This is a genomic window from Kitasatospora sp. NPDC087314 (genome assembly GCF_044744365.1).
Classification (GTDB): Bacteria; Actinomycetota; Actinomycetes; order Streptomycetales; family Streptomycetaceae; genus Kitasatospora.
On sequence record NZ_JBIUYE010000014.1, the window covers coordinates 229,747 to 253,522 of the forward strand.

At 70.1% G+C, this 23,776-nt stretch carries 27 protein-coding genes; 16 read left to right on the forward strand and 11 right to left on the reverse strand.

The annotated features are described in order from the left end of the window. Positions 1-10: 10 nt before the first annotated feature. Genes ACIO5E_RS29190 through ACIO5E_RS29200 form a run of 3 tightly spaced genes read left to right on the forward strand, consistent with a single transcriptional unit; the run spans position 11 to position 6,073 of the window. On the forward strand, positions 11-1,633 hold the full coding sequence (locus ACIO5E_RS29190; RefSeq protein ID WP_400673449.1) for a type I restriction-modification system subunit M: 1,623 nt from the start codon (positions 11-13) through the stop codon (positions 1,631-1,633). After that, on the forward strand, positions 1,626-2,825 hold the full coding sequence (locus ACIO5E_RS29195) for a restriction endonuclease subunit S (protein WP_400673451.1): 1,200 nt from the start codon (positions 1,626-1,628) through the stop codon (positions 2,823-2,825). The genes ACIO5E_RS29190 and ACIO5E_RS29195 overlap by 8 nt, the downstream gene beginning before the upstream one ends. Beyond that, entirely contained in the window at positions 2,822-6,073 is a 3,252-nt protein-coding gene (locus tag ACIO5E_RS29200) for a type I restriction endonuclease subunit R (protein WP_400673454.1), read from the forward strand. The genes ACIO5E_RS29195 and ACIO5E_RS29200 overlap by 4 nt, the downstream gene beginning before the upstream one ends. A 388-nt stretch (positions 6,074-6,461) precedes the next feature. Here the strand turns inward: ACIO5E_RS29200 and ACIO5E_RS29205 are convergent, their stop codons facing one another. The 4 genes from ACIO5E_RS29205 to ACIO5E_RS29220 all read right to left on the reverse strand — a co-directional run bounded on the left by ACIO5E_RS29205 (position 6,462) and on the right by ACIO5E_RS29220 (position 10,492). Next, on the reverse strand, positions 6,462-7,544 hold the full coding sequence (locus tag ACIO5E_RS29205; RefSeq protein ID WP_400673456.1) for a tyrosine-type recombinase/integrase: 1,083 nt from the start codon (positions 7,542-7,544) through the stop codon (positions 6,462-6,464). Between the two features lie 617 nt (positions 7,545-8,161). Beyond that, positions 8,162-8,641, reverse strand: coding sequence for a hypothetical protein (locus ACIO5E_RS29210; protein WP_400673458.1), 480 nt, complete (start codon positions 8,639-8,641; stop codon positions 8,162-8,164). Positions 8,642-9,290: 649 nt separating this feature from the next. Beyond that, positions 9,291-9,725, reverse strand: a complete 435-nt coding sequence (locus ACIO5E_RS29215; RefSeq protein ID WP_400673459.1) for an Hsp20/alpha crystallin family protein — start codon at positions 9,723-9,725, stop codon at positions 9,291-9,293. A 332-nt stretch (positions 9,726-10,057) separates the two neighbouring features. Continuing rightward, on the reverse strand, positions 10,058-10,492 hold the full coding sequence (locus ACIO5E_RS29220; protein WP_400673461.1) for an Hsp20/alpha crystallin family protein: 435 nt from the start codon (positions 10,490-10,492) through the stop codon (positions 10,058-10,060). A 120-nt stretch (positions 10,493-10,612) separates the two neighbouring features. On the opposite strand from ACIO5E_RS29220, the gene ACIO5E_RS29225 reads away from it, so the two are divergent. The 4 genes from ACIO5E_RS29225 (at position 10,613) to ACIO5E_RS29240 (ending at position 14,544) form a co-directional block, all read left to right on the forward strand. Next, positions 10,613-11,299 (forward strand): type III effector protein, encoded by a 687-nt coding sequence (locus tag ACIO5E_RS29225; protein ID WP_400673464.1) that lies wholly within the window; start codon positions 10,613-10,615, stop codon positions 11,297-11,299. A 189-nt stretch (positions 11,300-11,488) separates the two neighbouring features. Next, the gene (locus tag ACIO5E_RS29230; protein ID WP_400673466.1) at positions 11,489-11,959 is read left to right on the forward strand and encodes a hypothetical protein; all 471 of its coding nucleotides are present in this window, start codon (positions 11,489-11,491) and stop codon (positions 11,957-11,959) included. Between the two features lie 92 nt (positions 11,960-12,051). Further along, positions 12,052-14,004 (forward strand): molecular chaperone HtpG, encoded by a 1,953-nt coding sequence (htpG, locus tag ACIO5E_RS29235; protein WP_400673468.1) that lies wholly within the window; start codon positions 12,052-12,054, stop codon positions 14,002-14,004. 282 nt (positions 14,005-14,286) lie between these two features. Next, a complete protein-coding gene (locus ACIO5E_RS29240; RefSeq protein ID WP_400673470.1) occupies positions 14,287-14,544 on the forward strand; it encodes a hypothetical protein in 258 nt (85 codons plus the stop codon). A gap of 94 nt (positions 14,545-14,638) precedes the next feature. Here ACIO5E_RS29240 and ACIO5E_RS29245 read toward each other — a convergent pair whose 3' ends face one another. From ACIO5E_RS29245 to ACIO5E_RS29255, 3 genes are all read right to left on the reverse strand, one after another. Continuing rightward, entirely contained in the window at positions 14,639-14,803 is a 165-nt protein-coding gene (locus tag ACIO5E_RS29245; protein ID WP_280682209.1) for a hypothetical protein, read from the reverse strand. A gap of 17 nt (positions 14,804-14,820) precedes the next feature. Further along, entirely contained in the window at positions 14,821-15,024 is a 204-nt protein-coding gene (locus tag ACIO5E_RS29250) for a CsbD family protein (RefSeq protein WP_400673473.1), read from the reverse strand. A gap of 336 nt (positions 15,025-15,360) precedes the next feature. Beyond that, entirely contained in the window at positions 15,361-15,528 is a 168-nt protein-coding gene (locus tag ACIO5E_RS29255; protein ID WP_400673476.1) for a hypothetical protein, read from the reverse strand. A 4-nt stretch (positions 15,529-15,532) separates the two neighbouring features. On the opposite strand from ACIO5E_RS29255, the gene ACIO5E_RS29260 reads away from it, so the two are divergent. The 6 genes from ACIO5E_RS29260 to ACIO5E_RS29285 all read left to right on the forward strand — a co-directional run bounded on the left by ACIO5E_RS29260 (position 15,533) and on the right by ACIO5E_RS29285 (position 18,053). Then, positions 15,533-15,925: a hypothetical protein gene (locus tag ACIO5E_RS29260; RefSeq protein ID WP_400673478.1), complete on the forward strand. Its 393-nt coding sequence runs from the start codon at positions 15,533-15,535 to the stop codon at positions 15,923-15,925. 107 nt (positions 15,926-16,032) lie between these two features. Beyond that, the gene (locus ACIO5E_RS29265; protein ID WP_280682217.1) at positions 16,033-16,467 is read left to right on the forward strand and encodes an Hsp20/alpha crystallin family protein; all 435 of its coding nucleotides are present in this window, start codon (positions 16,033-16,035) and stop codon (positions 16,465-16,467) included. Between the two features lie 125 nt (positions 16,468-16,592). Continuing rightward, entirely contained in the window at positions 16,593-16,886 is a 294-nt protein-coding gene (locus ACIO5E_RS29270; protein ID WP_280682219.1) for an STAS domain-containing protein, read from the forward strand. A gap of 46 nt (positions 16,887-16,932) precedes the next feature. Beyond that, positions 16,933-17,337: a DUF2267 domain-containing protein gene (locus tag ACIO5E_RS29275; protein ID WP_400673481.1), complete on the forward strand. Its 405-nt coding sequence runs from the start codon at positions 16,933-16,935 to the stop codon at positions 17,335-17,337. A gap of 55 nt (positions 17,338-17,392) precedes the next feature. Beyond that, positions 17,393-17,791 (forward strand): DUF2267 domain-containing protein, encoded by a 399-nt coding sequence (locus ACIO5E_RS29280; protein WP_280682224.1) that lies wholly within the window; start codon positions 17,393-17,395, stop codon positions 17,789-17,791. Positions 17,792-17,912: 121 nt separating this feature from the next. After that, positions 17,913-18,053 carry a hypothetical protein gene (locus ACIO5E_RS29285; RefSeq protein ID WP_400673483.1) on the forward strand — a complete coding sequence of 47 codons (141 nt, stop codon included), beginning with the start codon at positions 17,913-17,915 and terminating at the stop codon, positions 18,051-18,053. A gap of 42 nt (positions 18,054-18,095) precedes the next feature. Here the strand turns inward: ACIO5E_RS29285 and ACIO5E_RS29290 are convergent, their stop codons facing one another. Beyond that, positions 18,096-18,296: a hypothetical protein gene (locus ACIO5E_RS29290; RefSeq protein ID WP_400673485.1), complete on the reverse strand. Its 201-nt coding sequence runs from the start codon at positions 18,294-18,296 to the stop codon at positions 18,096-18,098. 721 nt (positions 18,297-19,017) lie between these two features. Here ACIO5E_RS29290 and ACIO5E_RS29295 point away from each other — a divergent pair. Further along, complete coding sequence (locus ACIO5E_RS29295; RefSeq protein ID WP_400673569.1) at positions 19,018-19,299, forward strand: MerR family transcriptional regulator; 282 nt, start codon at positions 19,018-19,020, stop codon at positions 19,297-19,299. A gap of 381 nt (positions 19,300-19,680) precedes the next feature. Here ACIO5E_RS29295 and ACIO5E_RS29300 read toward each other — a convergent pair whose 3' ends face one another. The 3 genes from ACIO5E_RS29300 to ACIO5E_RS29310 form a co-directional block, all read right to left on the reverse strand. Further along, entirely contained in the window at positions 19,681-20,043 is a 363-nt protein-coding gene (locus ACIO5E_RS29300; RefSeq protein ID WP_400673487.1) for a hypothetical protein, read from the reverse strand. 92 nt (positions 20,044-20,135) lie between these two features. Further along, positions 20,136-20,540, reverse strand: a complete 405-nt coding sequence (locus ACIO5E_RS29305; RefSeq protein WP_400673489.1) for a hypothetical protein — start codon at positions 20,538-20,540, stop codon at positions 20,136-20,138. A 228-nt stretch (positions 20,541-20,768) separates the two neighbouring features. Further along, positions 20,769-20,996 carry a hypothetical protein gene (locus ACIO5E_RS29310; protein ID WP_280702317.1) on the reverse strand — a complete coding sequence of 76 codons (228 nt, stop codon included), beginning with the start codon at positions 20,994-20,996 and terminating at the stop codon, positions 20,769-20,771. A gap of 516 nt (positions 20,997-21,512) precedes the next feature. On the opposite strand from ACIO5E_RS29310, the gene ACIO5E_RS29315 reads away from it, so the two are divergent. Together ACIO5E_RS29315 and ACIO5E_RS29320 are read left to right on the forward strand one after the other, a co-directional pair. Beyond that, a complete protein-coding gene (locus ACIO5E_RS29315) occupies positions 21,513-21,716 on the forward strand; it encodes a cold-shock protein (protein ID WP_031068443.1) in 204 nt (67 codons plus the stop codon). A gap of 368 nt (positions 21,717-22,084) precedes the next feature. Continuing rightward, entirely contained in the window at positions 22,085-23,632 is a 1,548-nt protein-coding gene (locus tag ACIO5E_RS29320; protein ID WP_400673492.1) for a DEAD/DEAH box helicase, read from the forward strand. Positions 23,633-23,776 lie beyond the last annotated feature (144 nt).

The following is a 23,776-nucleotide window of genomic DNA, read 5'->3' on the forward strand; positions in this document are numbered from 1 at the left end:
CGGCCCGCCCATGCCCCCGCGCAAGAAGAAGCCCGCCGAGCAGGAGGAGCTGTTCAGCGCCTCCACGTCCAAGGAGATCCAGGCGATCCTGTGGAAGGCCGCCGACAAGCTGCGCGGCTCCATCGACGCCGCGCAGTACAAGGAGTTCGTCCTCGGCCTGATCTTCCTGAAGTACGTCTCCGACGCCTTCGAGGAGCGCCGCAACGAGCTGGCCAAGGAGCTCGCCGAGGACGGCATCTCCGAGAACCAGATCGACGGCTTCCTGGAGGACCGCGACGAGTACACCGGCGCCCACGTCTTCTGGGTTCCCGAATCCGCCCGCTGGACCTGGATTGCCGCCAACGCGAAGAGTCAGGGCGTGGGCAAGCTGCTCGACGAGGCGATGGACGCGGTCATGCGGGAGAACGCTGCGCTGACCGGCGTCCTCCCGAAGATCTTCAATCGAGACAACGTCGACCAGAAGCGCCTGGCCGAGCTCGTTGACCTCATTAGCAATGCACGCTTCGGCGGCACCGAGGACAAGCCGGCGCAGGACGTGCTCGGCGAGGTGTACGAGTACTTCCTCGGCAACTTCGCGCGTGCGGAGGGCAAGCGGGGTGGCGAGTTCTACACCCCGCAGTCGGTGGTCCGGCTGATCGTGGAGATCCTGGAGCCGTACAACGGGCGCGTGTACGACCCGGCTTGTGGCTCGGGCGGCATGTTCGTCCAGGCCAGCAAGTTCATCGAGGCGCACCGGGGGCGTGGCCACAAGGCCGACATCGCGGTCTACGGTCAGGAGCTCAACGAGCGCACCTGGCGCCTGGCGAAGATGAACCTCGCCATCCACGGCATCGACGGCAACCTGGCGGCTCGTTGGGGCGACACCTTCGCCGACGACAGGCACCCGGACCTCAAGGCCGACTTCGTGATGGCCAACCCGCCGTTCAACATCAAGGACTGGGCACGGGACGAGAGCGACGCTCGCTGGAAGTACGGCGTCCCGCCGAGGAACAACGCCAACTACGCATGGCTCCAGCACATGGTCTCGAAGCTGGGAGAGCGGGGGACGGCTGGCATCGTGCTGGCGAACGGCTCGATGAGCTCCCAGTCGAGCGGCGAGGGCGAGATCCGCGAGTCGATGGTCGAGGCGGACCTGGTGGCGTGCATGGTGGCGCTGCCGTCGCAGTTGTTTCGTACGACGCAGATTCCGGCCTGCCTGTGGTTCCTGGCGAAGGACAAGTCGCCGCAGGGAGCGAAGGGCTTGGCGGAACGGCGCGGGGAGATCCTGTTCATCGACGCCCGCGAGATGGGCGAGATGGTCGACCGTACGGAGCGCGTCCTCACGGAGGCGGATCTTGCGAGGATCGCGGGTGTCTACCACGCGTGGCGCGGGACGGAATCAGCGAAGGCTGAGGGACTGACGTACGAGGACGTGCCGGGCTTTTGCTTCTCGGCGGGGCTGGAAACGGTGCGTGGGCACGAGTACGTACTGACGCCGGGGCGGTACGTAGGGGCTGTCGAGGCGGACCAAGAGGATGCAGAGGCGGTAAGCAAACGAATCGCCGCTCTGACTGAGGAGCTGTTCGGACTGTTCGAGCAGTCGGCGGAGCTGGAGAAGTCGGTTCGGGAGCAGCTGGGGAGGGTCAGTGTCTGAGTGGGAGAAGATCACCCTAGGCGAAAGCGGAACCTGGCTGTCCGGTGGAACGCCGAGCACTTCGCGGCCCGAATACTGGGGCGGCGATATTCCCTGGATTTCTGCGGCGAGCCTGAAGGATTACAGGATCTCGCGCTCGGATCGCATGGTTACGCAGGAGGGGGCCCTGAACGGGACCCGAATCGTGGCATCCGAAACTATCCTGATGGTGGTGCGCGGGATGAGCCTCAAGAGCGAATTTCGCATTGGAATTGCGCAGCGGCAGGTTGCTTTTGGACAGGATTGCAAAGCGCTAATTGCCCGTCCGGGAATCCGCCCCTCTTTTCTTGGGTATGCCATCAAGGCGAAGACTCCGGAGATTCTCTCCTTGGTTGATGAGGCGGGGCACGGAACCGGTCGATTGCAGACGGATCGGCTGGAATCCGTCGAGATTGACGTTCCTGCATCGCTAGATGTGCAAGCCTCGATCGCTCGCACGCTTGAACTGCTGGACGACAGGATTGCCGTCAATGAGCGCATCGCGGCCACGGTCAGACAACTCGGACTCGCCCTCTTTGCTCAGTCTCTCCTGGAGGACGACCCTGTCGACGTCGACGTCGACTCGGTATCCAGCCTGCTTACCCGAGGGATCGCCCCTAAGTACTCGGAGGATCCGAATGACCTCGTCGTCCTCAACCAGAAGTGCATCCGTGACGGTCGTGTGAGTCTCGCCCCCGCACGCCTCACTGTGCGCGAGACCGTGAAGACCCCCAAGCTGCTCCAGCGTGACGACATTCTGGTCAATTCCACCGGCGTCGGGACCCTCGGACGAGTCGCGCGATGGACATCCGACAGCCGTGCGACCGTCGACTCGCACGTTACGATCGTGCGCTTCGACGAGAAGGCGGTTGACCCGGTGAGCGCCGGCTTTGCCATGCTCCGCGCTCAGCCCGAAATCGAGGCGATGGGTGAGGGGAGCACCGGACAGACGGAGCTACCGCGCACTCAGCTCGGAGGTCTGGAGATCACTCTGCCCAGCGGAACGCGCCAGCGACGACTTCGGCCCGCCCTTGACGCGCTGGAGGGACGAGGGGATCAGGCTCTGGTAGAGGCGCAGGCTCTCGCCGCGCTCCGCGACACCCTCCTTCCGCAGCTCATGTCCGGCCGTCTCCGTGTTCGTGACGCCGAGAAGATTGTCGAGGACCACGTATGACCGACGCCCCCGACGACAGGCAGAACCACCGCCCCCGCGAGTCCGACTGGGAGCACCTCGCTCTCGATGAACTCGCCGAGCTCGCCTGGGCGCCAGCCCCCGGCAACGAGTTCGCGCCCGGCTCCGGGCACCGGAAGTCCTGGGACGACCTGATCCTTTACCCGGACCTCCGGGAAGCCGTCGAGCGGCTCAACCCGGACCTTCCCCCGGACGCCGTCGGGGACGCCGTCGGCGCTGCCGCAACGCCCGCCTCGCAGGACACGTACGAGGAGAACCGCACCGCGCACGGTTACCTGACCGCAGGCATCCGGTCCGTCACGTACATCGACGCGTTCGGAGCCGAGCACAACCCGACCATCCGGCTCGTCGACCTCGAAGACCCGAGCGGGAACGTGTACCGCGTCCTCAACCAGGTCACCGTCATCGACGGGGAGAAGCGGCGCCGCTTCGACGTCGTGCTGTACGTCAACGGGCTGCCGCTCGCCGTCCTGGAACTGAAGCGCGCCGGTGACGAGGACGCGACCCTCCAGGACGCGCACACCCAGGTCAGCCGCTACGTCGACGAGTTCCCGACCGCGTTCCGGTACAATGCGGTCGTCCTCGTCTCGGACGGTATCACTGCCAAGTACGGCACGCCGTTCACGCCCTACGAGCACTTCGCACCGTGGAACACGGACGGACTCGGCGAGCGCGTCGACCCGTTCGCCGCCGAGGGCATATGGGACTCGGGTCAGAACCTGGCCCTGCACGGCCTGTTCACCCAGGACAGGTTCCTCGCCCTCACCAAGTCGTTCGTCAACTTCGTGCCGTCGAAGCGGATGAAGCGCATCGCGAAGCCGCACCAGTACCACGCCGTGACTCGCGCCGCCGAGGCCGTACGCGTGGCCGCCGCGAGCGACGGGAAGGCCGGCGTCGTCTGGCACACGCAGGGTTCGGGCAAGTCCGAGGAGATGGTCCTCACCACCACCATGGTGATGAAGGACCCGGCGCTGCTGAACCCGACGGTCGTGGTCATCACGGACCGTACGGACCTCGACGAGCAGCTCTACTCGACGTTCCAGGAGAGCGAGATCCTCCCGGAGGCGCCGAAGCAGGTCCTCACCCGGGCCGAGTTGCGCCAGGAGCTCGCGGCCAAGCGTGTGGGCGGTATCCTCTTCACGACGCTGCAGAAGTTCGGGCGGACCAAGGAGGAGAAGGAGTCCGGTGCGGACCACCCGCTCCTCTCCGACCGCCGAAACATCATCGTCGTTGTCGACGAGGCGCACCGCAGTCACTACGACAACCTCGACGGCTACGCCCGCCACCTTCGTGATGCGCTCCCGCACGCCACCCTCCTCGCCTTCACCGGTACGCCGATCTCCGAGGCCGACCGCAACACCCGAGAGGTGTTCGGCGACTACATCGACGTTTACGACCTCAAGCGCGCCGCCGACGACGGGGCGACGGTCAAGGTCTTTCACGAGAGCCGGGTCATCCAGCTCGTCATGGACCGGGACGTCGACCCGACGACCATCGACGAGGAGGCCGACCGGATCACCGAGGGTCTCGACGACGTCGAGCGCCGTCGCGTCGAGCAGGCCGTCGCCACGATGAACGCCATGTACGGCGCACCCGCCCGCATCCGGGACCTCGCCGCCGACCTCGTACAGCACTGGGAGACGCGCCGTACGGCGATGCAGCCGTTCGTCGGCGTCTCCGAGACAGGCGGCGCGACCGGCAAGGCGATGATCGTGTGCGCGACCCGCGAGATCTGCGTCAGCGTGTACGACGCCCTGCGCGATCTGCGGTCCGAGTGGCATGACGACGAGTTCGACAAGGGCGCGATGAAGATCGTGTTCTCGTCGAACACACGCAAGGACTCCAAGCGGCTCCTCGACCACGCCCTGAGCGACAGCCGCCGCAAGGCCGTCATCAACCGGGCCAAGGACCCGGAGGACGAGCTGCAGCTGCTCATTGTCAACAACATGCTGCTGACCGGCTTCGACGCGCCGCCCGTCCATACGATGTACCTGGACCGGCCGCTCAAGGGCGCCGGCCTGATGCAGGCCCTGGCCCGCGTCAACCGCCGCTTCCGAGGCAAGGAAGACGGGCTCCTCGTCGGGTACGCGCCGCTCACCGAGAACCTCCAGCGGGCCATTGCCGAGTACACGGACGCCGACCAGCAAGACCGCACGCTCGGCCAGGACCTCGACCGGGCGCTGGACGAGGTGCGCAACGAGTACGACATCCTCAACGACCTCCTGCGCGGGTTCGACTGGCGGGCCCGGCTGGACATGCCCTCCAAGACGGCGTTCATTGACGCCGCAATCCGGGCCGCGAACTACCTCCTCGACCCGGCCACCGCAGGCAACAACCCGGAGACCCTCGACGACCCCCGCCAGACGCTCGGCCGGCGCTACCGCGAGCACGCCCACCGCCTGGAGCGCTTCTACGCGCTCTGCGGTAGCTCCACCGACATCGGCGAACGCTTCCCGGACCATCCGGCCTGGCGCCGGGACATTCAGTTCTTCGTCGAGGTCCGCGCCTACATGGCGAAGATCGACGCGATGAATCGCGAGGCCCGCGGCCTTCCTGTTGCCCGCGACGTCGAGCTGTACCTCGCGCAGCTGACGTCCTCGGTCGTCGAGACCGGCGGCGTGACCGACTTGCTTGCCGAGGCCGGTCTTGAGACCGCCGACCTGACGCATCTCAACGACGCACTCGTCGCGAAGCTGCAGGGCAGCGAGACCCCGCACCTGGCGGCGGAGGCTCTGCGGCGGCTCATCGAGCGGAAGATGCGCGAGGTGACGCGGCACAATATTGTCCGCCGGACGACGTTCTCCGAGCGGCTGCAGGACCTCATGGTCCGGTACATGCGGCAGCAGTGCACGAGTGCGGAGCTCATCGCCAAGCTCGTGGAGATGGCCAAGGAGGTCATGGAGGACGCCCGTCGCGGCGAGAAGTTCGAACCGCCGCTGGACTGGCGAGAACTAGCCTTCTATGACGCGGTTGCCGACCACGGCGCGGCCCGCTCGGTCATGGGCGACGAGGTTCTGGCCGACATCGCCCGCGAACTGGTCGTGGAGGTCCGTAGCAAGCTCAAGCCGGACTGGATCGCCCGCGAGCCGGTCCGTGCTCGACTCCGCAGCGCCATCAAGCGCCTCCTGGCCCGCCGCAACTATCCGCCGGGCGAAGCCCCGGAGGCCATCGAGCTGGTCCTTAAGCAGATGGAGCACTTCGCCAACGAGTGGTCCACGAACGGGGATTAGCAGGGTCGGGGACTAGAAACGGAGCATCAGCCACCGCGCCAGTCTCCGACGCTACTCATACGTGGGTACATGGCGTGAGGGGACGGCCTGGGGACCACACGTCGCAGATCAGCTCGCGCAAGGCTTGGCCTTCTGCACGGACAACGCGTTCCGTTCAGCGCACGGCAGGCCGAGGTCAACATCGCCGGCTGGGGGTCAAGGGGTTGCAGGTTCAAATCCTGTCGTCCCGACTGTGAAGTCGGTTGTGAGGGCGGCTACTTGGGAATCCAAGTAGCCGCCCTCTCTCGTCTCCGGGGTGCGCGTGGTCGCATGGTGGTCGCGCCCGGCACTCTGACCTGGCAGTTTGTGGCCGACGTGAGTGCGGGTGATCGCGCGGGCTGGCCATATGTCAGTTTCTCTCGCGGGGAAGGTCTGCTCGGTCGAGTGCGTCGGCGAGGGCGGTGACGGCTTCGCGGGCGGCTTGGGGGAGCAGGTGGCCGTAGATGTTGACGGTGGTGGCCAGGGTGGAGTGCCGCAGGGTCTTGGAGACGACGGCGAGCGGCACCTGGGAGCTGATCATGATGGTGGCGGCGGTGTGCCGCAGGTCGTGAAGGCCGATCTTGGGCAGGCCGATCTCGGCGGAGCGCCGGTGCAGGGTGTGCAGGAGTCGCTCGGGGTTGATGGGTCTGCCGTCGGGGCGGGTGAAGACCATGCCCTGCGGGCGGGGTTCGTCGGGGTGGGTGCTGCGCCGGCGGGCGGCTTGGCGGCGTAGTGCGGCGGTGACGCGGGGCGAGAGGCTGACCCAGTTACGGCTGGCCCGGGTCTTGGGCACTTGCAGGTGCAGGCGGGCGTTGTCCACCGAGGCCAGGGTCCAGCGCACGAACAGGACGCGTTGCTGGAAGTGGATGTCGGGCCAGTGCAGGCCCAGGGCCTCGCCGCGACGCATGCCGGTACCGAGGATGACCTCGAAGATGTCGGCGTAGACGTCGTTGTAGGTCTCGGCGTTGTGGTGCAGGAAGGCGGAGGCCTGCTGGGGTGTCCAGCAGAGGCGCTCGGGTGCGGCGGGTCGTTTCAAGGCCGCGTTGCGAGCGGGGTTGCGGGCCAGCATGTCGGCGCCGACGGCGGCGTTCATGGCGCTGGAGAGGATGGCACAGCAGCGGTGAACTGTGGGGCGTCCGCGGCCGGCGGCCAACTGTCGGCGGGACCAGGTGGTGACGTGGCGGTCGTGCAGGTCGGTGAGGGGAAGCGGTCCGAAAGCCGGTAGGAGGTCGTGGTGGACGTGGCGGTGATAGCCGGCGTAGGTGGTGGCTTTGAGGATCTCCTGCTTGGAGAGCAGCCACTCGGTCAGGTAGTCGGCGACGGTCATGGCCTCGTCCACCCCGATGCCGGTGCGCTCGGCCAGCAGGAAGTTCTGCAGAGCGGTGAGGGCCGCGCTCTGGTCGGGGAAACCGCCACGGCGCCGGGTCTCGCGCTTGCCGGAAGTGGAGGGCAAGTCCACGGCGTAGGCCCAACTGCCATGTTCAAGATGGGTGTTCAGTCGAGGGCAGCGGGTGCCGTACTGGCGGCCACTGGTGTCACGGCAGCCGCAGCGCCGGTAGATCCGTCCGCGCTGAGGATTGGTCAGGTTCACGGGAATCGACTCCTTGTGTGATCAGGCTGACCCAGCTTCACGGTGGAGCAGTGTGGCGCGTCAGGGGGCGGATCATGGCGCGGGGAAGGCGAACCGGGCGACCACTCAGGCCTGTGAGCTGCGCCGGTCCCCTTGGAAAGTGCACAAGGAGACGGTAGTGCCCATTCGGTGGTGATTATCGGAGGTGCGGAAAGCCGAATCCGGAGCGGCGAGGACTGAGGGCGACGGTCCGGAAGACGATGGCCTGAAGCCTCTTTTCATCTACGGCCGGACACGCTGCGGCCGCAGGGGCCTGGAGCGGCGACTGGAGTTTTCGAGTGCCGCACGCCATGGCTCGGAACGGATTCGATGGTGATCCCGTGACTCTGCGTGGCCGACATGGTGCTGCAAGGCCTGGAGCGGTCCACTGAGTGGGTAGCGTCTGCATCCGTCCTGGGAGGAAGCGGATTGCGGGCACTGCCACGGCCTGCCTCAAGCGGTCAACGGCCCGTGGCCGACCGGGCGGTGATCGACGTACGGGGCTGGACCGGACAGGGGTGGGCGCGGGCGCTGCACGTTCTGCGGGTGGATCGGGGGCCGGAGGGTGCCACACGAGCCGGTCCCGCTTCCGTACGGCCGACGGCGCGGACGAGTGCGCCGAACCGTGCGCGGCTGTGGTGCTGGTGCCGCCCGGCCGCCTCGTCCTCCGAGTCGTCTTCGAACTCCGGCTCCTCGTCCTCGTCGTCGAGTTCGGCGTACTCGTCGTGGACGGGCCAGCAGTCGTGGATGCCGGAGCGGAGGTCTTCGAGGAGGTCGCGGGCCGGCCGCCGAGGGTCCAGCGGGGTGAGGCGGATGCCGGTGGGTGCGGCGTCCGCTTCCTCGGAGTCGGCATCGGCGTAGTCGGCGATCATCGCCTCGGCCTCGTCGAGCTGTACGCCGAAGACGGCCGGGTCGGGCAGGATGCCGTCCGCTACCTTCATGGCGTGGCGCACCAGTTCGGTGACGGCGCCGTAGGGGGAAGCACCGTCCTCGAGGCGCTTCAGGACGTGGGCGGGAGGCTGCGCCTTCCAGGGCGGTTCCAGCCGCTACCGTGTCACCGCGGATCGGTCGGACGTGCTGCGCTGAGCAGGGGACGAGCCTCCGCCCGGCCCGTGGGCGGCGGTGCTGCCAGGCGGCTGCCTTGGTGGGGTCTGCGCGGCCGGGCAGCATGGCAGGCGGGCGCGGTCAAGGGATACGAGCGGGACCCAGGTGTCCGCCGCCCGAGGCTGGGCCGGTAGTTGGCTTCGTCCGGCCTGTCGGTGGGCGGTCGGTCGGCCCGGCCAGCGGGTCGGCGAGTAAGTGGAAGGCGGTGCCCGGGAGAACGCCCTGTCCGCGGCTCGGACGGTCTGCGCGGCCATGGCGTACAGCTCACGGCCGACCGGGGTGCCGCGCGGCGGCATCGGGGGGAAGCCCGTTGTTCCGCGCGGCACCCGCCCCTTTCCTCGGGTCCAGGCCCGAGGGCCAAGGTCGGGCCTGGAGTTCGGGGCCTGCGCAGCTGGCGCAGGTTCTCGGTCGGGTGCCACGCGGGCGGCCGGGGACTGTTCCGCCCGTGCGGCACCGTTTCCTCTGGGGCACCGGGCCCGGAGGGGGTTAGGCCCGGAGTTCCTTGCGGTCGTTGCCGCCGCTGATCTGGATCTTGCGGGGCTTGGCAGTCTCGGCGACCGGGATGGTGAGGGTGAGCACGCCGGCCTCGTAGGCGGCGGTGATGCGGTCGGTGTCGAGGGCATCGCCGAGGAACAGCTGCCGGGAGAAGACCCCGAGCGGGCGTTCGGAGAGCTGGATCTCGGCGTTGTCGCCGCGTTCCGTGGGTCGGCGCTCGGCCTTGACGGTCAGCACGTTCTGCTCGACGTCCAGGTCGATCGCGTCCGGGCTGATGCCCGGCAGGTCGAACTGGACGTAGAACGTGTCGCCGTCGCGCCAGGCGTCCATCGGCATCGCGGACGGGCGCGACCACGTGCCGGTTGTTCCGACCACCTGCTGGGTGATCCGGTCCAGCTCGCGGAAGGGGTCGGTGCGCATCAACATCGTCGAGCATCTCCTCGTCGAATCAACGGGCAACTTCGAGACACATCCGTCTGGGCATGTCACCTTCTCAGAGAGTGCTGGCGCATGTCGCTGAACGGCTGAGAGGACGGATGATCAGGCGTACTGGTGAACAGGTGACCTTCAGAGGTCGGGTCATCGGCACCAGGTGCCCCGCGCGAACGGGCGGTGGGCCCAGCGGCGCGGTTGCGGGTGGCGGTCGGTGCGCCGATCGCCCGGCAGTCCGTGGGTTGGCGGCCGGATCGGGCCCTGCCGACGCCATGGCCTGCGGCCGGTGCGGAACCCTTGGTGGTGGGGTGCCGGCCTCGCCGGGCTCACCCCGCCGCGGGAACGGCCTGGCCGATCGTGCCGGGCGACTGGTCGGCCGCGCCGGTCTGGACGGTGATCTTGCGGCGCCGGGAGGCCGAGGCGATGGGGACGGTGATGGTCAGGACGCCGTCCTGCAGGTGGGCCGCGATGCGGCCCGGGTCGAGGCTGTCGGCCAGCTGGATGCGGCGCTCGAAGACCCCGTGGGCCCGTTCGGCGTGCTGGGTGCGCACGCCCTCGCCGCGCGGGGTGGACCGGCGTTCGGCCTTCACGGTGACCATCCGGCCCAGTGCTTGGACCTCGATCCCCTCCAGCGGGATGCCGGGCAGGTCGAGCGCGATCACGAAGCGGTCGTCCTCGCGCCAGGCGTCCATCGGGATCGGGGCCGGCTGGGACCAGGGCCTGGGGGGCGCCTGGTGGGTCACCGCAGTGCGCACGGACATCGTTGGACACCTCCGGTCCAGAAGGGCTTCGGGTGGTTCGCACCGGTGCGGCGCGACACGACCCGTTGTAGCATGTCATCCAGACGATGACAATCACCCAGTCAGCGAAAGAGTGACGGCATGGAGACGCAGGACACCGGCGCAGCCGGGGTGGGGCCGGCCTCGGTCCTGGCCGCCGCCGCCGCGCTGGGCATGATGGACGCCGCCGCCCGCACCGCCCGCCACGCACCCCAGGACGATGCAGGCCAGGCCGATCCGCAACAGGCCCTTTCCGTACTCCTGCTGCTGCGCCACCTGCGCGAGGAACTCGCCGGCTGGGAGACCGGCCTGATCGAGACCGCACGCGATGCGGGCGCCACCTGGGCCGACCTCGCAGAACCGCTGGGAGTCCAGAGCCGCCAGGCCGCCGAGCGCCGCTATCTGCGTCTGCGTCCCAACGCGGACGCAGGCACCGGGGCGGGCAGCACCGGCGAGCAGCGCGTCCAGGCCACGCGCGACCAGCGCGCCGCCGACCGCGCGGTGACCACCTGGGCCCGCGACAACGCCGCCGACCTGCGCCGCCTGGCCGGACAGATCGGCGCCCTGGACGGCCTCAGCACGCAAGCGGCCCCCGCCATAGAACGCCTGCTGGACGCGCTCGGCAACAACGACCCCGCCCGTCTGCTCGCCCCGCTCGCCGAGACCCGGTCTTTCCTGGAGGCGGACCACCCGAAGATCGCCGACCGCCTCGATCAGCTCACCGCCCGGGCCGACCAGCTGCGCGCCGACAGCGACCGGCAGCGCCGCACACCCCCAGCCGGCCCGTGACCAACCCGAGTCACGCCCCTGCCGGTCCGCGACCCGCACGCTGTGGACCGGTTTACCGCCGTAAGCCTGCACGAGGCGCCTGCCCCGGCACGCGGGGCGCGAGTTGACGCCTGACGGTTCTCGGCGTGCAGACCGCCCGTATCTTCCGGACCGTGACGGCCGCGCCGTCCCCGACCCCAGCCGACTCCCATGACTCCAGCCGACCTGCAGCAGCTGCTCATCGAGCGTGCCCTGGGCATACCGGGCATTGCCGGTGCCGGCAAGCATGACGACGACAGCCCCTACGGACTGACCGTGGCCCTGGAGGGCGGCGGACAGGTGTGGTGGACCATCACCGGCACCAGCGGTCCCGCCCCCACCATCACCACCGGAGAGGCTGACGGCGCCGAGAGCGTGGAGGCGCCGGACCTGATGGGCTCGTCGGTTCCGGTGGCCCTCGTCGAGCAGGCCCTGGTCGCCGCCGCCATCGCGGCCGACGACCCGGCCGGCGGGATCGTGCGCGTCGACCGGTACAGCACGCTCCCGGACCCGCCCGCCGTCCGCTACGGTGCGACGCTGGAGTGCCGCGACGGCTGGAAGCTCTTCCTGTCCTGCTACGGCACCGCCCGCCCCGGCCACACCCGCCCCGAGCAGCCCTACCAGCCCCTCAGCCACATCTGAACACCCCCGGGGCCGGCCACGCAGCACACCGGCCGGCCCCGGCAGCTTGACCGGATACGAACCCTTTCCACCACTCGAAGGAGACGCCTCCCGTGGCCAGCCCGACCCAGACGCTGGAGTTCCAGGCGGAGACCCGCCAGCTGCTACAGCTGGTGATCCACTCGATCTACTCGAACAAGGACATCTTCCTGCGCGAGCTGATCTCCAACGCCTCCGACGCCCTCGACAAGCTCCGCCTGGAATCCCTCACCGACACCGACCTCGCGGCCGACACCTCCGACCTGCACATCACCCTGGAAGTCGACCGGCAGGCCCGCACCCTGACGGTGCGGGACAACGGCATCGGCATGACCCGCGAGGACGTCGTCGACCTGATCGGCACCATCGCCAAGTCCGGCACCGCCAGCCTGCTGGCCAAGATCAAGGAGGCCAAGGACGCGGACGCGGCGCAGAGCCTGATCGGTCAGTTCGGGGTCGGCTTCTACTCGGCGTTCATGGTCGCCGACAAGGTCGCCCTGCGCACCCGCCGCGCCGGCACCGAGCAGGGCACCGTGTGGGAGTCCGACGGTGAGGGGACCTACACGATCGCGGAGGCCGGCGATCTGCCGATGGGCACGTCGGTCACGCTGCACCTCAAGCCGGCGGACGGCGAGGACGGGCTCGGCGACTACCTCGCCGGGTGGAAGATCCGGCAGATCGTCAAGCAGTACTCGGACTTCATCCGCTGGCCCATCCGCATGGCCGCCGAACCCGTCAGCGCGGACGCCGAATCCGGTGCCGTGGACGAGGCCGTGGACGGGGCCGCAGGCGCTCCGGAGACGCTGAACTCGATGAAGGCGCTGTGGGCCCGCCCGCGCAGCGAGGTGACCGAGGCCGAGTACAACGAGTTCTACCGGCAGATCAGCCACGACTGGCAGGACCCGGCCGAGACGATCCACATGCGCGCCGAGGGTACCTTCGAGTACGAGGCGCTGCTGTTCATCCCCGCCCACGCCCCGTTCGACCTGTTCTCCCGCGACACCAAGCGGGGCGTGCAGCTGTACGTCAAGCGTGTGTTCATCATGGACGACTGCGACGCGCTGATGCCGAACTACCTGCGGTTCGTCAAGGGTGTCGTGGACGCCCACGACCTGTCGTTGAACGTCTCCCGCGAGATCCTGCAGCACGACCGCCAGATCACCGCGGTACGCCGGCGCCTCGTCAAGAAGGTCCTCGGCGCACTCAAGAGCACGCAGGCCACCAACACCGAGGCCTACCTCAAGCTGTGGGAGCAGTTCGGCCGGGTCCTCAAGGAGGGCCTGATCGAGGACCGCGACAACACCGAGGCGCTGTTGGAACTGGTCAGCGCCGCCTCGACCAACGATGCGGAGAAGCCGACCACGCTGCGCGAGTACGTGGAGCGGATGAAGGACGGCCAGGACACCATCTACTACCTGACCGGCGAGAACCGCCAGATGGTGGAGAACTCCCCGCACATGGAGGCCTTCACCGCCAAGGGCTACGAGGTCCTGATCCTCACCGACCCCGTCGACGAGGTCTGGACCGACCAGATCCCCACCTTCGACGGCCACCGCTTCCAGTCCATCGCCAAGGGCCAGGTCGACCTCGACCACGACGCCGACGGCGACGTCAGCGACGAGGCGAAGGCGGAGAAGGCCCGGCGCGAACAGGACTTCGCCGACCTCCTGGCCTGGCTTGAGACCACCCTGGCCGAGCACGTCAAGCAGGTCCGCCTCTCCACCCGCCTGACCACCTCGGCGGCGTGCCTGGTCGGTGACGCCCACGACCTGACCCCCACCCTGGAGAAGATGTACCGGGCCATGGGCCAGGACCTCCCCTCGGTCAAGCGCATCCTCGAACTCAACCCCACCCACCCGCTCATCAGCGCCCTCCACCAGGCCCACCAGGCAAAGCCCGACGACCCGGCCTTGGCCGACATCGCCGAACTCGTCCACGGCAGCGCCCTGCTCGCCGAAGGCGGCGACCTGCCCGACCCGGCCCGCTTCACCCGCCTCCTGACCGACCACCTCACCCACACCCTGTAACCCCCGCCGGGGTGCGGCCCGCCGGACGCCCGACCAGCCCGGCCGGCCGCACCCCGCATCGTGTTCGGCCGTCCCCGCCCGGCGCACGCCGCAGGGAAGGGTCTGAGGTGCTGCAGACGAGTCGCATCGAACCGGGCGTCCCGCCAGAGCCGAGCCCGGCCCCGGCGGGACGCGCGTGCAGCGCCCGCCTCGGCATCCACGCCCCTGTTGCACCGCCGCCATCACCCGCTTCGGCCGCCAGACACGGAAGCCGGCCACCCGACCGACCAAGGAGACAGAAGCGTGTACCAGTACACCGACCGCAAGAACCGCACCCTGGCCGACCGCGTCAATGCCGTCGCCGAGCGCCGCCTCGACGAGGGCACCGAGCAGGACCGCGCCGCCGCGACCGCCCTGCTGGCCGACATGCTCCACGCTGCCGCCCAGCACGGCGTCACCCTCGACACCTTCGACTGGGTCACCGACTTGCCCGGAAACGGCTACGCCGCCGTCGTCTCCCCTCTGCACGCGCGAACCACCCAGTGGGCCACGGCCAGCTGAACTCGACGAGCCGGGCTACGCCTCACCGTCCCCTTTCGCCGACGCTTCGCGCACGATCCTCGCCCGGTGCGGACGGTGCGCCCCGGGGGCCCGCCTATCTGCGTGCGCCTCGCCCGCGGCCCAGGCGCACGCCGCCGAGCACCAGGGCTGCGACGAACAGCACGGCACCGATGACGAGCAGCCACAGCAGGCCCTTCACGAGAGCGCCGAGAAAGCCGAACACCACGGCGATGAGCAGGATGAACAGGAACAGGGCCATGCCGCTGCCTCCCTTGATCAGTCGTTGCGCTTCAGGGCGCCTTTCACCCGGTCCGCGGCGCCTTGTACGGCGTCCCTGACGTCGTCCGCGGCCTGCCTGAGCTTCGACCCGACCTGGTCGGCCTGGCCCTCGCCCTTGAGTTCCTCGTCACCGGTCAGGTCACCGGCCTTCTCCTTCGCCTTGCCGGCCAGTTCCTGCGCCGTGTTCGGCAGGTCGCTCATCGGTTCCTCCAGTCGTCCGCCAGGCGGCGCAGCCGCACCGCCCCTTTGCCACCCGTTTTACCGATATTCGCCCTTTCATGCGCGCGGAACGGGATCAGCGGCCGTCCTGGCCGTTGCGGGCAGACTCTCAGGCGGGCTCGCGCCGGTTGCGGCGGGATGGCCGGAGGGCCTGCGGGCGCGGGGAAGGCCTGCGGGGCCATGTCGTGGCGGAGGGCGTCGACTCTGGCCAGGCAGGCGTCGATGGTGGCGATGGCGTCGCTGCTGTGCTCGCGGATGCGGCGTTCGATGGCGGCGAGCCGGTCTTCGATGTGCTGCCGGCGCTCCTCGGCGGTGGCGTCAGGTGCGTCGTTGGCGCCGAGGGCGGTGGTGAGCGCGGTCAGCGCGGGACGGGCCCGGGGTGAGACCGGGCGCGGCGGTGACCTGGGCGGCCAGCACGCGCAGGTCGGCGGCGTGGTCGCGGGCCCAGGCGGTGACGGCGCGCTCGGCGGCCCGCTTGTCGCGCACGGCTTTGACCCGCTCCGCGCTGGTCTCCGCCTCGGTGGAGGTGCTGTCGGTGGGGGCGCAGGCGCAGGTAGCGGTTCTCGGCGGCTTGGCGGCTGGCGACGCCCATGGGTTGGGCGAGTTCGGCCCAGGTGGCGCCGCCGGCGCGGGCGGCATCGACCAGGCCCGCTTCCCAGCCCGCAAGCTCGGTGCGCAGCTCGCGCAGCAGCACCAGCGCGGCCAGCGCGGGCTCCGGTCCCTCGTCCGGTGTACCGGCACCGGGCCGGGCGGCCGGGCTGGTGTTCTGGGCGGTGCGGACGGCATCGTCGATGGCGGCGAGCGCGGCGGCGGCGAGGAAGGACGCCGGTCCTGTGGGCGGGCTGCCTCCGGTGGCCGGCGGGTCGGGCCGTCTGCCCATTGATGTCACTTCTTTGGTGACTCAGGGGTTTGTCATCGGATAGATGACATGCTAGAACGGTTTCAGGTGAAGCGCACTGGCTCCCCATCGATCAGTGGAGGTGTTTCGCGATGCTGATGCGCACTGACCCGTTCCGCGAACTGGACCGGTTGACCCAGCAGTTCCTGGGCACGAACGGCACCTGGTCCCGGCCGGCCCCGATGCCGCTGGACGCCTGCCGTGTCGGCGACGAGTACGTGATCTGCTTCGACCTGCCCGGGGTGGACCCGCAGGCGATCGACATCGACGTCGAACGGAACATGCTGACCGTCAAGGCCGAACGCCGCCCCCGCCACGAGGGCGACAATGTGAAGTGGGAGCTGTCCGAGCGCCCGCTCGGCGTGTTCTCCCGCCAGGTCATGCTCTCCGACACCCTCGACCCCGCCGGGATCAGCGCCGACTACGACGCCGGCGTACTGACCCTGAAGATCCCGGTCGCCGAAAAGGCCAAGCCCCGCAAGATCGCCATCAGCCACAGCGGCGACCGCAAGCAGATCCAGGCCTGACCGGCCCCACGGACCGCCGTCCCGCACCGCCAACCCCCGGGCCCTGCGGGACGGCCACCCCAGCCGGACGACCCGCCCGGCCCCGCGGTCCCCGGCACACCACGGGCCGACAGCGAGAGACCACCATGCGCGATCAGGTCCAGGTGCCCTTCGTGGTGAGGGCTGGCGGCGAGATCGACCTCGACACCGCCCCCTCACTGCGCCGTGCTCTGCACGCCGCGCTCGAGTCGCACCGGGAGGTGGTGCTCGACCTGTCGGAGGTGACGTTCATGGACTGTGCGGGCCTGAGCGCCCTCGTCCAGGCCCTCAACCAGGCCGACCGCTTCGGCGCCCGTCTGGTCCTGCGCGGGGCGGGGGAGTGCGTGGTCCGGCTGCTCAAACTCACCGGCCTGCACCGGCGCCTGACCGTCGAGCCCTGACCGGGCACCGTTCGCACCGGCTCCTCGGGATGGAGGGAGAACCGCGGTGACTCTTCGATGGGAGGCGTTCCTGGAGGAGGTCCGGGAGCGCGGCGAATACGACACACCCCAGGAGGCCGAGCGGGCGGCGCGGGTCGTCCTGGCCCTGCTCGGCGCCCACCTGGTCGGCGACGTGCGCGCCGAACTGGCCGCCCGCCTGCCCGAGACCCTCGCCCTGATCCTGCTCAACCCGCTGCAGGCCGCCGAGCCACTCAGCCCCGAGCGGTTCGTGCGCGCGACCGCGGCCTGGATCGAGGGCGCCACCGAGACCACCGCCCTGTGGGACATCGGCGCCGTCCTGTCCACCGTGGCCGACGCGGCCGGCGACGACCTCACCGAGCGCGTCCTGCTCCAGCTGCCGCCCGGCTACGACCTCCTGTTCGGCCGGCCCCAGCCCGGCCGCCGCCCCTGAACCCGTCCGCGCCGCCGCCCCCGCCTGGCCGGCCCCGCCCCGGAAGGCCACCGCCATGACCCGGTACCGCCTCCTCCTCCAGCACGTCCGCACCCTCGGACGCTACACCTGTGACGAGGAAGCCGAACGCGTCCTGCACGCCGTCCTGGCCGTCCTCGGCAGCCAGCTCACCGGCGAGGAACGCTGCGACCTCGCCGCAGCCCTGCCCGAACGCGCCCGCGCCGTCTTCGCCTCGCAGATCCCGCTGCCCCAGCCCGTTGCCGCCCCGGCCTTCGTCGAAGCCGTCGCCCGCGCCCTGAACACCAGCCTCACCAGCGCACGCTGGGACGCCTCCTCAGTCCTGGCCGCCCTCGCCGACCCGGCCGGCGACCGGCTCACCGACCGCATCCTCGCCCACCTGCCCCGCGGCTACGCGCTTCTGTTCGGCCGCGCCGACCTCACCGCCGCGGCTTGAGGCGGCACCACCGTCGTCGGCCTCTGCGCGCAGGCCGACGACGCAGGACCGCTACCGCCCCGCCGAGTACCCGGTTCAAGTCCGGCGCCACAGTGGTGCGCCGCGACATCCGCCTCGGCAGGTGCGCTCCGTCCAGCCGTACCGGGCACTGGCGGGCACCGGCACGGTGCTGGAGCTCGCCTACTGGACGGGCGTCCCCTCGCCCCGGCCACTCAGGGCGAGCGCGCTGCGCACCACGACGCCAGGCGCAAGATCGATCTGAACGTCCTGGTCGGGCAGGTCCGCTAGTGCGTTCCGGCAGGAGTCACCTCTGCCCGTGGGCACCAGGTGGGCGGGCGGTGTCGAGGGCGTCGCGCAAGGCGTACAGGTCGGTGATGGTGGCTAGTTCGGCGAAGCGGGCCAGCAGCCGGCGGACAGTTCGGTTGTCGCCGTCGCGCACGGCCTCGGTGATCGCTTCGATCAGATCCGCCTGTCCGTTGCGGGCTGTCTCTGGTGCTGTGGGCACCAGGTGTTCCACTGCCGCCTCCATGCGGGGTGTCGCTCGTTTCTTCGGGCGCGCGGCGGCGGCTCGGGGGGTTGCCGCCGCCGCGCAGCGGAAGGCTACCTCACTCGCGGGCGCCGCAAAATCTGTGCGCGCCGGAGTAGACATTGCTCGTGGGTGGGGCTAACGTTTCTCTCGTAGACAGCAGTCGGCGATACCGGCCAGACACGAACTGGCCGGGGTTGTTGGACAGAAGTTCGCGGTTCGGTCCGGCGGTGGAGTTCCGAAGCCAGGCAGGTGCAGGACGGCGACTGGGCTGGCTGCCGGACCGGGCGGCCCGCAGGTATCAGGGGCCGCCACCAGTAGTACGCAGTTCAGTGAGTGCGGTACCAGCAGTACGAAAAGTGACAGTTCAGTACAGAGGATGAACGGAGGGCGCAAGCGCCATCAGGATCGCCCGGCCCGTGAACACTCGTCCGGGCGGACACCGCAGACCCCAAGGCAAGGACGGTGGTTTCCGGTCACGCATACGCGATCCCCGCACACCCCTCCCCCGGGGCAGTGCGGCAGTAACAGGACCGGCCCAGGCCGGTAGATGGTGTTGTTCCCCTTCGGGGCCCCGGGCCGACACGGCCCCGGGGCCCCTCGACGCGTTCTCCTCGAGAACCAGAGAGGTGCAGTGACTACAACGGCCAGCCCCGACACACCCGACAAGCTCGACGACGACGACTACCCCGCCTACACCATGGGCCGCGCCGCCGAGATGACCGGCACCACCCCCGGCTTCCTCCGAGCCCTCGGCGAACACCGCCTCATCACCCCGCTACGCTCCGACGGCGGCCACCGCCGCTACTCCCGCTACCAACTACGCATCGCCATGCGCGCCCGCGACCTCGTCGACCAGGGCACCCCCATCGAAGCGGCCTGCCGCATCGTCATCCTCGAAGACCAACTCGAAGAAGCCCTGCGCCTCAACGAACAACTCCGCCGCGCCCAACACGACCAGGAGCCCACCGCGGACACCTGACCGGACCGGCAACCTGGCCCACAGCTCCTTCCAGCCGTACGGCCGCCCGCCGCAGAGGCCAGACAGGGGGACGGCCTCGCGCCGCACGCTCCGGACGGCAACACCGCGGCGCGGCACAAGACGTGGCGGCTGGAGGGCACGGCCGGGCTGGACCCCGTCGGCCAGGTGCTCGGGATGGTCCGCGCAGAGAGGGCGGCACCGCCCGGGGCGCCGGTGCCTTCCGCCCGCCCGCCGTGCCCTTCGTCTCTCCGTCCGGGGCCGTCAGCGGTCCCACCCCGACACCCGGACCAGACGTCACGACACCCCACTCAAGGCTCAGCGACTCCTTGGTGCGGGGACGTAGGGCGCCAAGCCGGGCGGCCTCTTGGCCTGCCGTGGTGGTCAGGAATCGGAGTAGCTGAGGTCCCCGACCGTCCAACTGCCGACATCCTCGATGGCGATGCGGTACATGCCGCCGGTGTGGGGCAGCCCGAAGTCGCCCTGCAGGATCTTCGCCCGGTGGAGATGCAGATGGGTGGGCCGTGCCGGCGGGCCGTCGACGGGCGGAGCGAAGAGAGCCGCGAACGGCTTCAGGTGCTCCGAGGCCTGGAGCACCTCCGCCACCCGCTCCAACCACAGGGTCACCGGCGCGAGCCTGCCGGTGATCACGGCGCCGGGGACCACCACGGTCAGGGACATCTGGTTGCTGTGCTCGGACTCGACCATCGCGGCGATGTCGACGAGCAGCCCGTCAGGGTTCGACATGCCCCCCAGAATAGGACACCGCGGCTGCGGCGCCCCGGGCTGTCCAACGGCCATGGCGGCCACGGGCCTTGCGCCTGCTGCACGGCCGGGTGCTACGCGACGGCGACCTGACACGCCGATCGGCTGCGCCGCGGTGCAGGGCAGGTGGCGGCGGCCGTGAGGGCCGGGGCATCGCCCGGATCGCGCGGGCCGGCGGTGACGAGCAGGTCGGCTCCGAGGGTGGTGACGGTGAAGCCCGCGGAGCCGAGGACCTCCGCCAGGGCCAGCATCAGCGCGCCGCGGATGCCGCGGAACTCGGTGCGACCGGCGGCGTCAGCGGGATGCGGGCAGGCGTGGAGGGTCGGTCCGATCAGGTCCTGGCCCGGGCTCCACCCCAGCGCCAGGCCGCCCCCCGGACGCGGCCGGGCGAAGAGCCCGGCCGCCTGCGACGGTGTCGGCTCGAACCCCCGGTGGGAGAGCACCGCACAGACGGACTCAAACAGATGTTTGTCATCCACGCGCAGAGTTTATCGCCTGCCCAGCCCGCACCCGCCCATCAGTGACGACTCGTCACATGCCCTTCCGGCCATTGCCGGTGAGGCTACGGGGCCGGAGCGTCGGGTTCCCGTTCGACCCGGTCGGGGTGCGCACTCTCTGGACGGTGCGCCGACGCGACGGGCCGGGGGTCTACCGCAGGGTCCGCGCCGTGCGCGGCGCACTCGGCGGAGAACCGCGTGCGTCCTGGGTCAGAGTTTGAACATCGCGGTGTAGGGCTGGGTGATGCGTTCCCGCCGCGATCCGAAGTCGACGAGTACCGCGATGTCGCTGTCGCCTTCGACGCCGATGGCCCGGCCGAGGCCGTAGGTGTCGTGGGTGACGCGGTCGCCGACGGCGAAGTGCTTGCGCGGTGCTTCGGCCGGGGGCTTGAAGGGGCTGGTGGGCAGGACGCGGCGGACTGCTGCAGATTTCGTCATTCCCTGCAGTATGCGCCGAAAATCGCGGGAGCGGGTTTTCTCGGTGCACTCGATTTCGGAGCTACGACAGGAATTTCGCGCAAGCCGTCCAGTGCGCCCCCGGATGGCGCCGGTGGACGTGGTGCGTTGCTTTCGCGGGTCTGTCGCGGCGGGGGCGGGTGCTCGGCTCCCGCGCGACTCGCCCTCCTGGGGGAGCGCGTGGTCGGCGCCCAGGAGGCGGGATCCATGTCCAACCTGGCTGCCATGCATGCGTGTTGACGAGCCTGTCGCCCCGCACCCGGCGACCCCGGGGGAAGGGGCCTGCAGGACCGGGGGTGGGATATCCGCCCGCGGCGGGCCTGGGCCTGCTAGAGTCGTTTTAGTTGCAGTAGTGGTTCCCATGAACTTTGTGTGCGCCTGCTGGTGTTTCGCAGGCGCCTTTTTGTTTCCCGGCTCTTCCCCGGGTGGGTGCTCATCGCGGCGACTCGAAGCGCGCGCTGTGCGTGCTTCGGACAGCCCCTTGAAGGAGATTTCTTTATGGCTAATGGCACTGTGAAGTGGTTCAACGCGGAAAAGGGCTTCGGCTTCATCGAGCAGGACGGTGGCGGCCCCGACGTCTTCGCCCACTACTCGAACATCAACGCCAACGGCTTCCGTGAGCTGCTCGAGGGCCAGAAGGTCGAGTTCGACGTCACGCAGGGCCAGAAGGGCCCGCAGGCCGAGAACATTCGTCCGCTGTAGTTTCCGCCACGGCACCCGCCTGGTAGCGAGGGGCCCGCACCGCGTACACGATGCCCGGTGCGGGCCCCTCGGCATTGCGCCACGACGCGCTTCCCCGGCTGTTTCTGGCCCCCTGGCTCCGCCACCGGCGGCCATCCCCACGCGAGACGCACAGCGCCGCGTCCGGATCGCCGCCCTGCCGTGACAGCTCACGGTTCGAGGTTCTCCGCTCCCGCCCTCCGCGGTGAGCGCCGACCGTAGGTGACGTGCCGCACGGTTCCACCGTCCACGCCCCGCTCCCCACACTTTCGGCCCGTTCCTTGCGACCTCCTGCCGGCGCCTCGCGCTGCGGAGCTTCCTCGCGACGTGCCACCCCAGGAAGGTCTCACATGAACCGCTCCAGTCGCTCCTCGTACCAGAACGCCAACTCCCGCTCCTCGGCCTCCTCCCGTTCCGGCGGCACCCACGGGTCCCGCTCCGGCGGCAGCTCCTTCTACGGCGACCGGCCCGCCCGCGGCCGTAGCGCCCGCCAGAGTTCTTCTCCGCAGGGCGAGTTCGCGATGCCGGTGAGCACCACCCCGGCGCTCCCGGCCGTCGAAGCGTTCGACGAACTGGACATGCCCAAGGCCCTGCTCTCCACCCTGACCCGCCAGGGCGTCACCGCGCCGTTCCCGATCCAGGCCGCGACGCTCCCGAACTCGCTGGCCGGCCGGGACGTCCTCGGTCGGGGCCGGACCGGTTCCGGCAAGACCATCGCGTTCGGCCTCGCCGTGCTGGCCCGCACCGCCGGCCGGCGCGCCGAGCCGCGCCGCCCGCTGGCCCTCGTCCTGGTCCCCACCCGCGAGCTCGCGCAGCAGGTGACCGACGCCCTCACCCCGTTCGCCCACGCGGTGCGGCTGCGGATGGCGGCCGTGGTGGGCGGGATGTCGATCGGACGCCAGGCCCAGGCGCTCAACCGCGGGGCGGAGGTCGTGGTGGCCACCCCTGGCCGGCTCAAGGACCTGATCCAGCGCGGCGACTGCCAGCTGGACGGCGTCGGCATCACCGTCCTCGACGAGGCCGACCAGATGGCCGACATGGGCTTCCTGCCGCAGGTCACCGAACTTCTCGACCAGGTCGCCGAGGGCTGCCAGACGATGCTGTTCTCCGCCACCCTGGACCGCAACGTCGACCGCCTGGTGCGGCGCTTCCTCAAGGACCCGGTCACGCACTCCGTGGACCCGTCCGCGGGCGCGGTCAGCACCATGGAGCACCACGTGCTGCACGTGCAGAACTACGACAAGAACGCCACGATCGCCCACATCGCCTCCCGTGACGGCGGGGTGATCATGTTCACCGACACCAAGCACGGCGCGGACCGCCTGGTGGAGGATCTGCTCGCCAACGGGGTGAAGGCCGCCGCCCTGCACGGAGGCAAGTCCCAGCCGCAGCGCACCCGCACCCTGGAGCAGTTCCGCACCGGACAGGTCACCGCGCTGATCGCCACCAACGTCGCCGCCCGGGGCATCCACGTCGACGGGCTCGACCTGGTCGTCAACCTGGACCCGCCGGCAGACCACAAGGACTACCTGCACCGCGGCGGGCGCACCGCCCGGGCCGGCGAGTCCGGCACCGTCGTCACGCTCGTCCTGCCCAACCAGCGCCGCGAGATGGCCCGCCTGATGAACATGGCCGCCATCACCCCCGTCACCACCAGGGTCACTGCCGGCGACGAGGACCTGGCCCGCATCACCGGTGCCCGCGTCCCCACCGGTATCCCCACCGCGATCGCCGCCCCCGCCGTCGAACGCCCCCGCCGCAGCCCGTCCACGAGCCGTAACCGCCGCAGCCGACCCGCTCACGCGGCCGGTGACACCCGCGCGACCGTCGCAGGCCGCGACAACCAGGGCTCCTCCGGCCGCCGCCGGGCACCGAGGCGCGTCGCCCTCGCCGCCTAGCAGGCAGGTGTGGGGCGGGGCCCCCCCCGCCGGGCCCCCCCCCCCCCCCACACCCCCCCCCGCCCGGCCCCCCGGCCCGGCCCGGGGGGCCCCCCCGCCCCCCCCCCCCACCACAAACGACGGCGATAGAACCCGCTCAATCAC

What these genes read in the sequence shown, in the direction of transcription:
- ACIO5E_RS29190 (WP_400673449.1), top strand. Translation starts at nt 11, where the DNA reads ATGCCCCCGCGCAAGAAGAAGCCCGCCGAGCAGGAGGAGCTGTTCAGC.
- ACIO5E_RS29200 (WP_400673454.1), top strand. Translation starts at nt 2,822, where the DNA reads ATGACCGACGCCCCCGACGACAGGCAGAACCACCGCCCCCGCGAGTCC.
- ACIO5E_RS29210 (WP_400673458.1), bottom strand. Translation starts at nt 8,641, where the DNA reads ATGAAGGTAGCGGACGGCATCCTGCCCGACCCGGCCGTCTTCGGCGTA.
- ACIO5E_RS29215 (WP_400673459.1), bottom strand. Translation starts at nt 9,725, where the DNA reads ATGTTGATGCGCACCGACCCCTTCCGCGAGCTGGACCGGATCACCCAG.
- ACIO5E_RS29220 (WP_400673461.1), bottom strand. Translation starts at nt 10,492, where the DNA reads ATGTCCGTGCGCACTGCGGTGACCCACCAGGCGCCCCCCAGGCCCTGG.
- ACIO5E_RS29225 (WP_400673464.1), top strand. Translation starts at nt 10,613, where the DNA reads ATGGAGACGCAGGACACCGGCGCAGCCGGGGTGGGGCCGGCCTCGGTC.
- ACIO5E_RS29230 (WP_400673466.1), top strand. Translation starts at nt 11,489, where the DNA reads ATGACTCCAGCCGACCTGCAGCAGCTGCTCATCGAGCGTGCCCTGGGC.
- ACIO5E_RS29245 (WP_280682209.1), bottom strand. Translation starts at nt 14,803, where the DNA reads ATGGCCCTGTTCCTGTTCATCCTGCTCATCGCCGTGGTGTTCGGCTTT.
- ACIO5E_RS29250 (WP_400673473.1), bottom strand. Translation starts at nt 15,024, where the DNA reads ATGAGCGACCTGCCGAACACGGCGCAGGAACTGGCCGGCAAGGCGAAG.
- ACIO5E_RS29265 (WP_280682217.1), top strand. Translation starts at nt 16,033, where the DNA reads ATGCTGATGCGCACTGACCCGTTCCGCGAACTGGACCGGTTGACCCAG.
- ACIO5E_RS29270 (WP_280682219.1), top strand. Translation starts at nt 16,593, where the DNA reads ATGCGCGATCAGGTCCAGGTGCCCTTCGTGGTGAGGGCTGGCGGCGAG.
- ACIO5E_RS29280 (WP_280682224.1), top strand. Translation starts at nt 17,393, where the DNA reads ATGACCCGGTACCGCCTCCTCCTCCAGCACGTCCGCACCCTCGGACGC.
- ACIO5E_RS29295 (WP_400673569.1), top strand. Translation starts at nt 19,018, where the DNA reads ATGGGCCGCGCCGCCGAGATGACCGGCACCACCCCCGGCTTCCTCCGA.
- ACIO5E_RS29300 (WP_400673487.1), bottom strand. Translation starts at nt 20,043, where the DNA reads ATGTCGAACCCTGACGGGCTGCTCGTCGACATCGCCGCGATGGTCGAG.
- ACIO5E_RS29310 (WP_280702317.1), bottom strand. Translation starts at nt 20,996, where the DNA reads ATGACGAAATCTGCAGCAGTCCGCCGCGTCCTGCCCACCAGCCCCTTC.
- ACIO5E_RS29315 (WP_031068443.1), top strand. Translation starts at nt 21,513, where the DNA reads ATGGCTAATGGCACTGTGAAGTGGTTCAACGCGGAAAAGGGCTTCGGC.
- ACIO5E_RS29320 (WP_400673492.1), top strand. Translation starts at nt 22,085, where the DNA reads ATGAACCGCTCCAGTCGCTCCTCGTACCAGAACGCCAACTCCCGCTCC.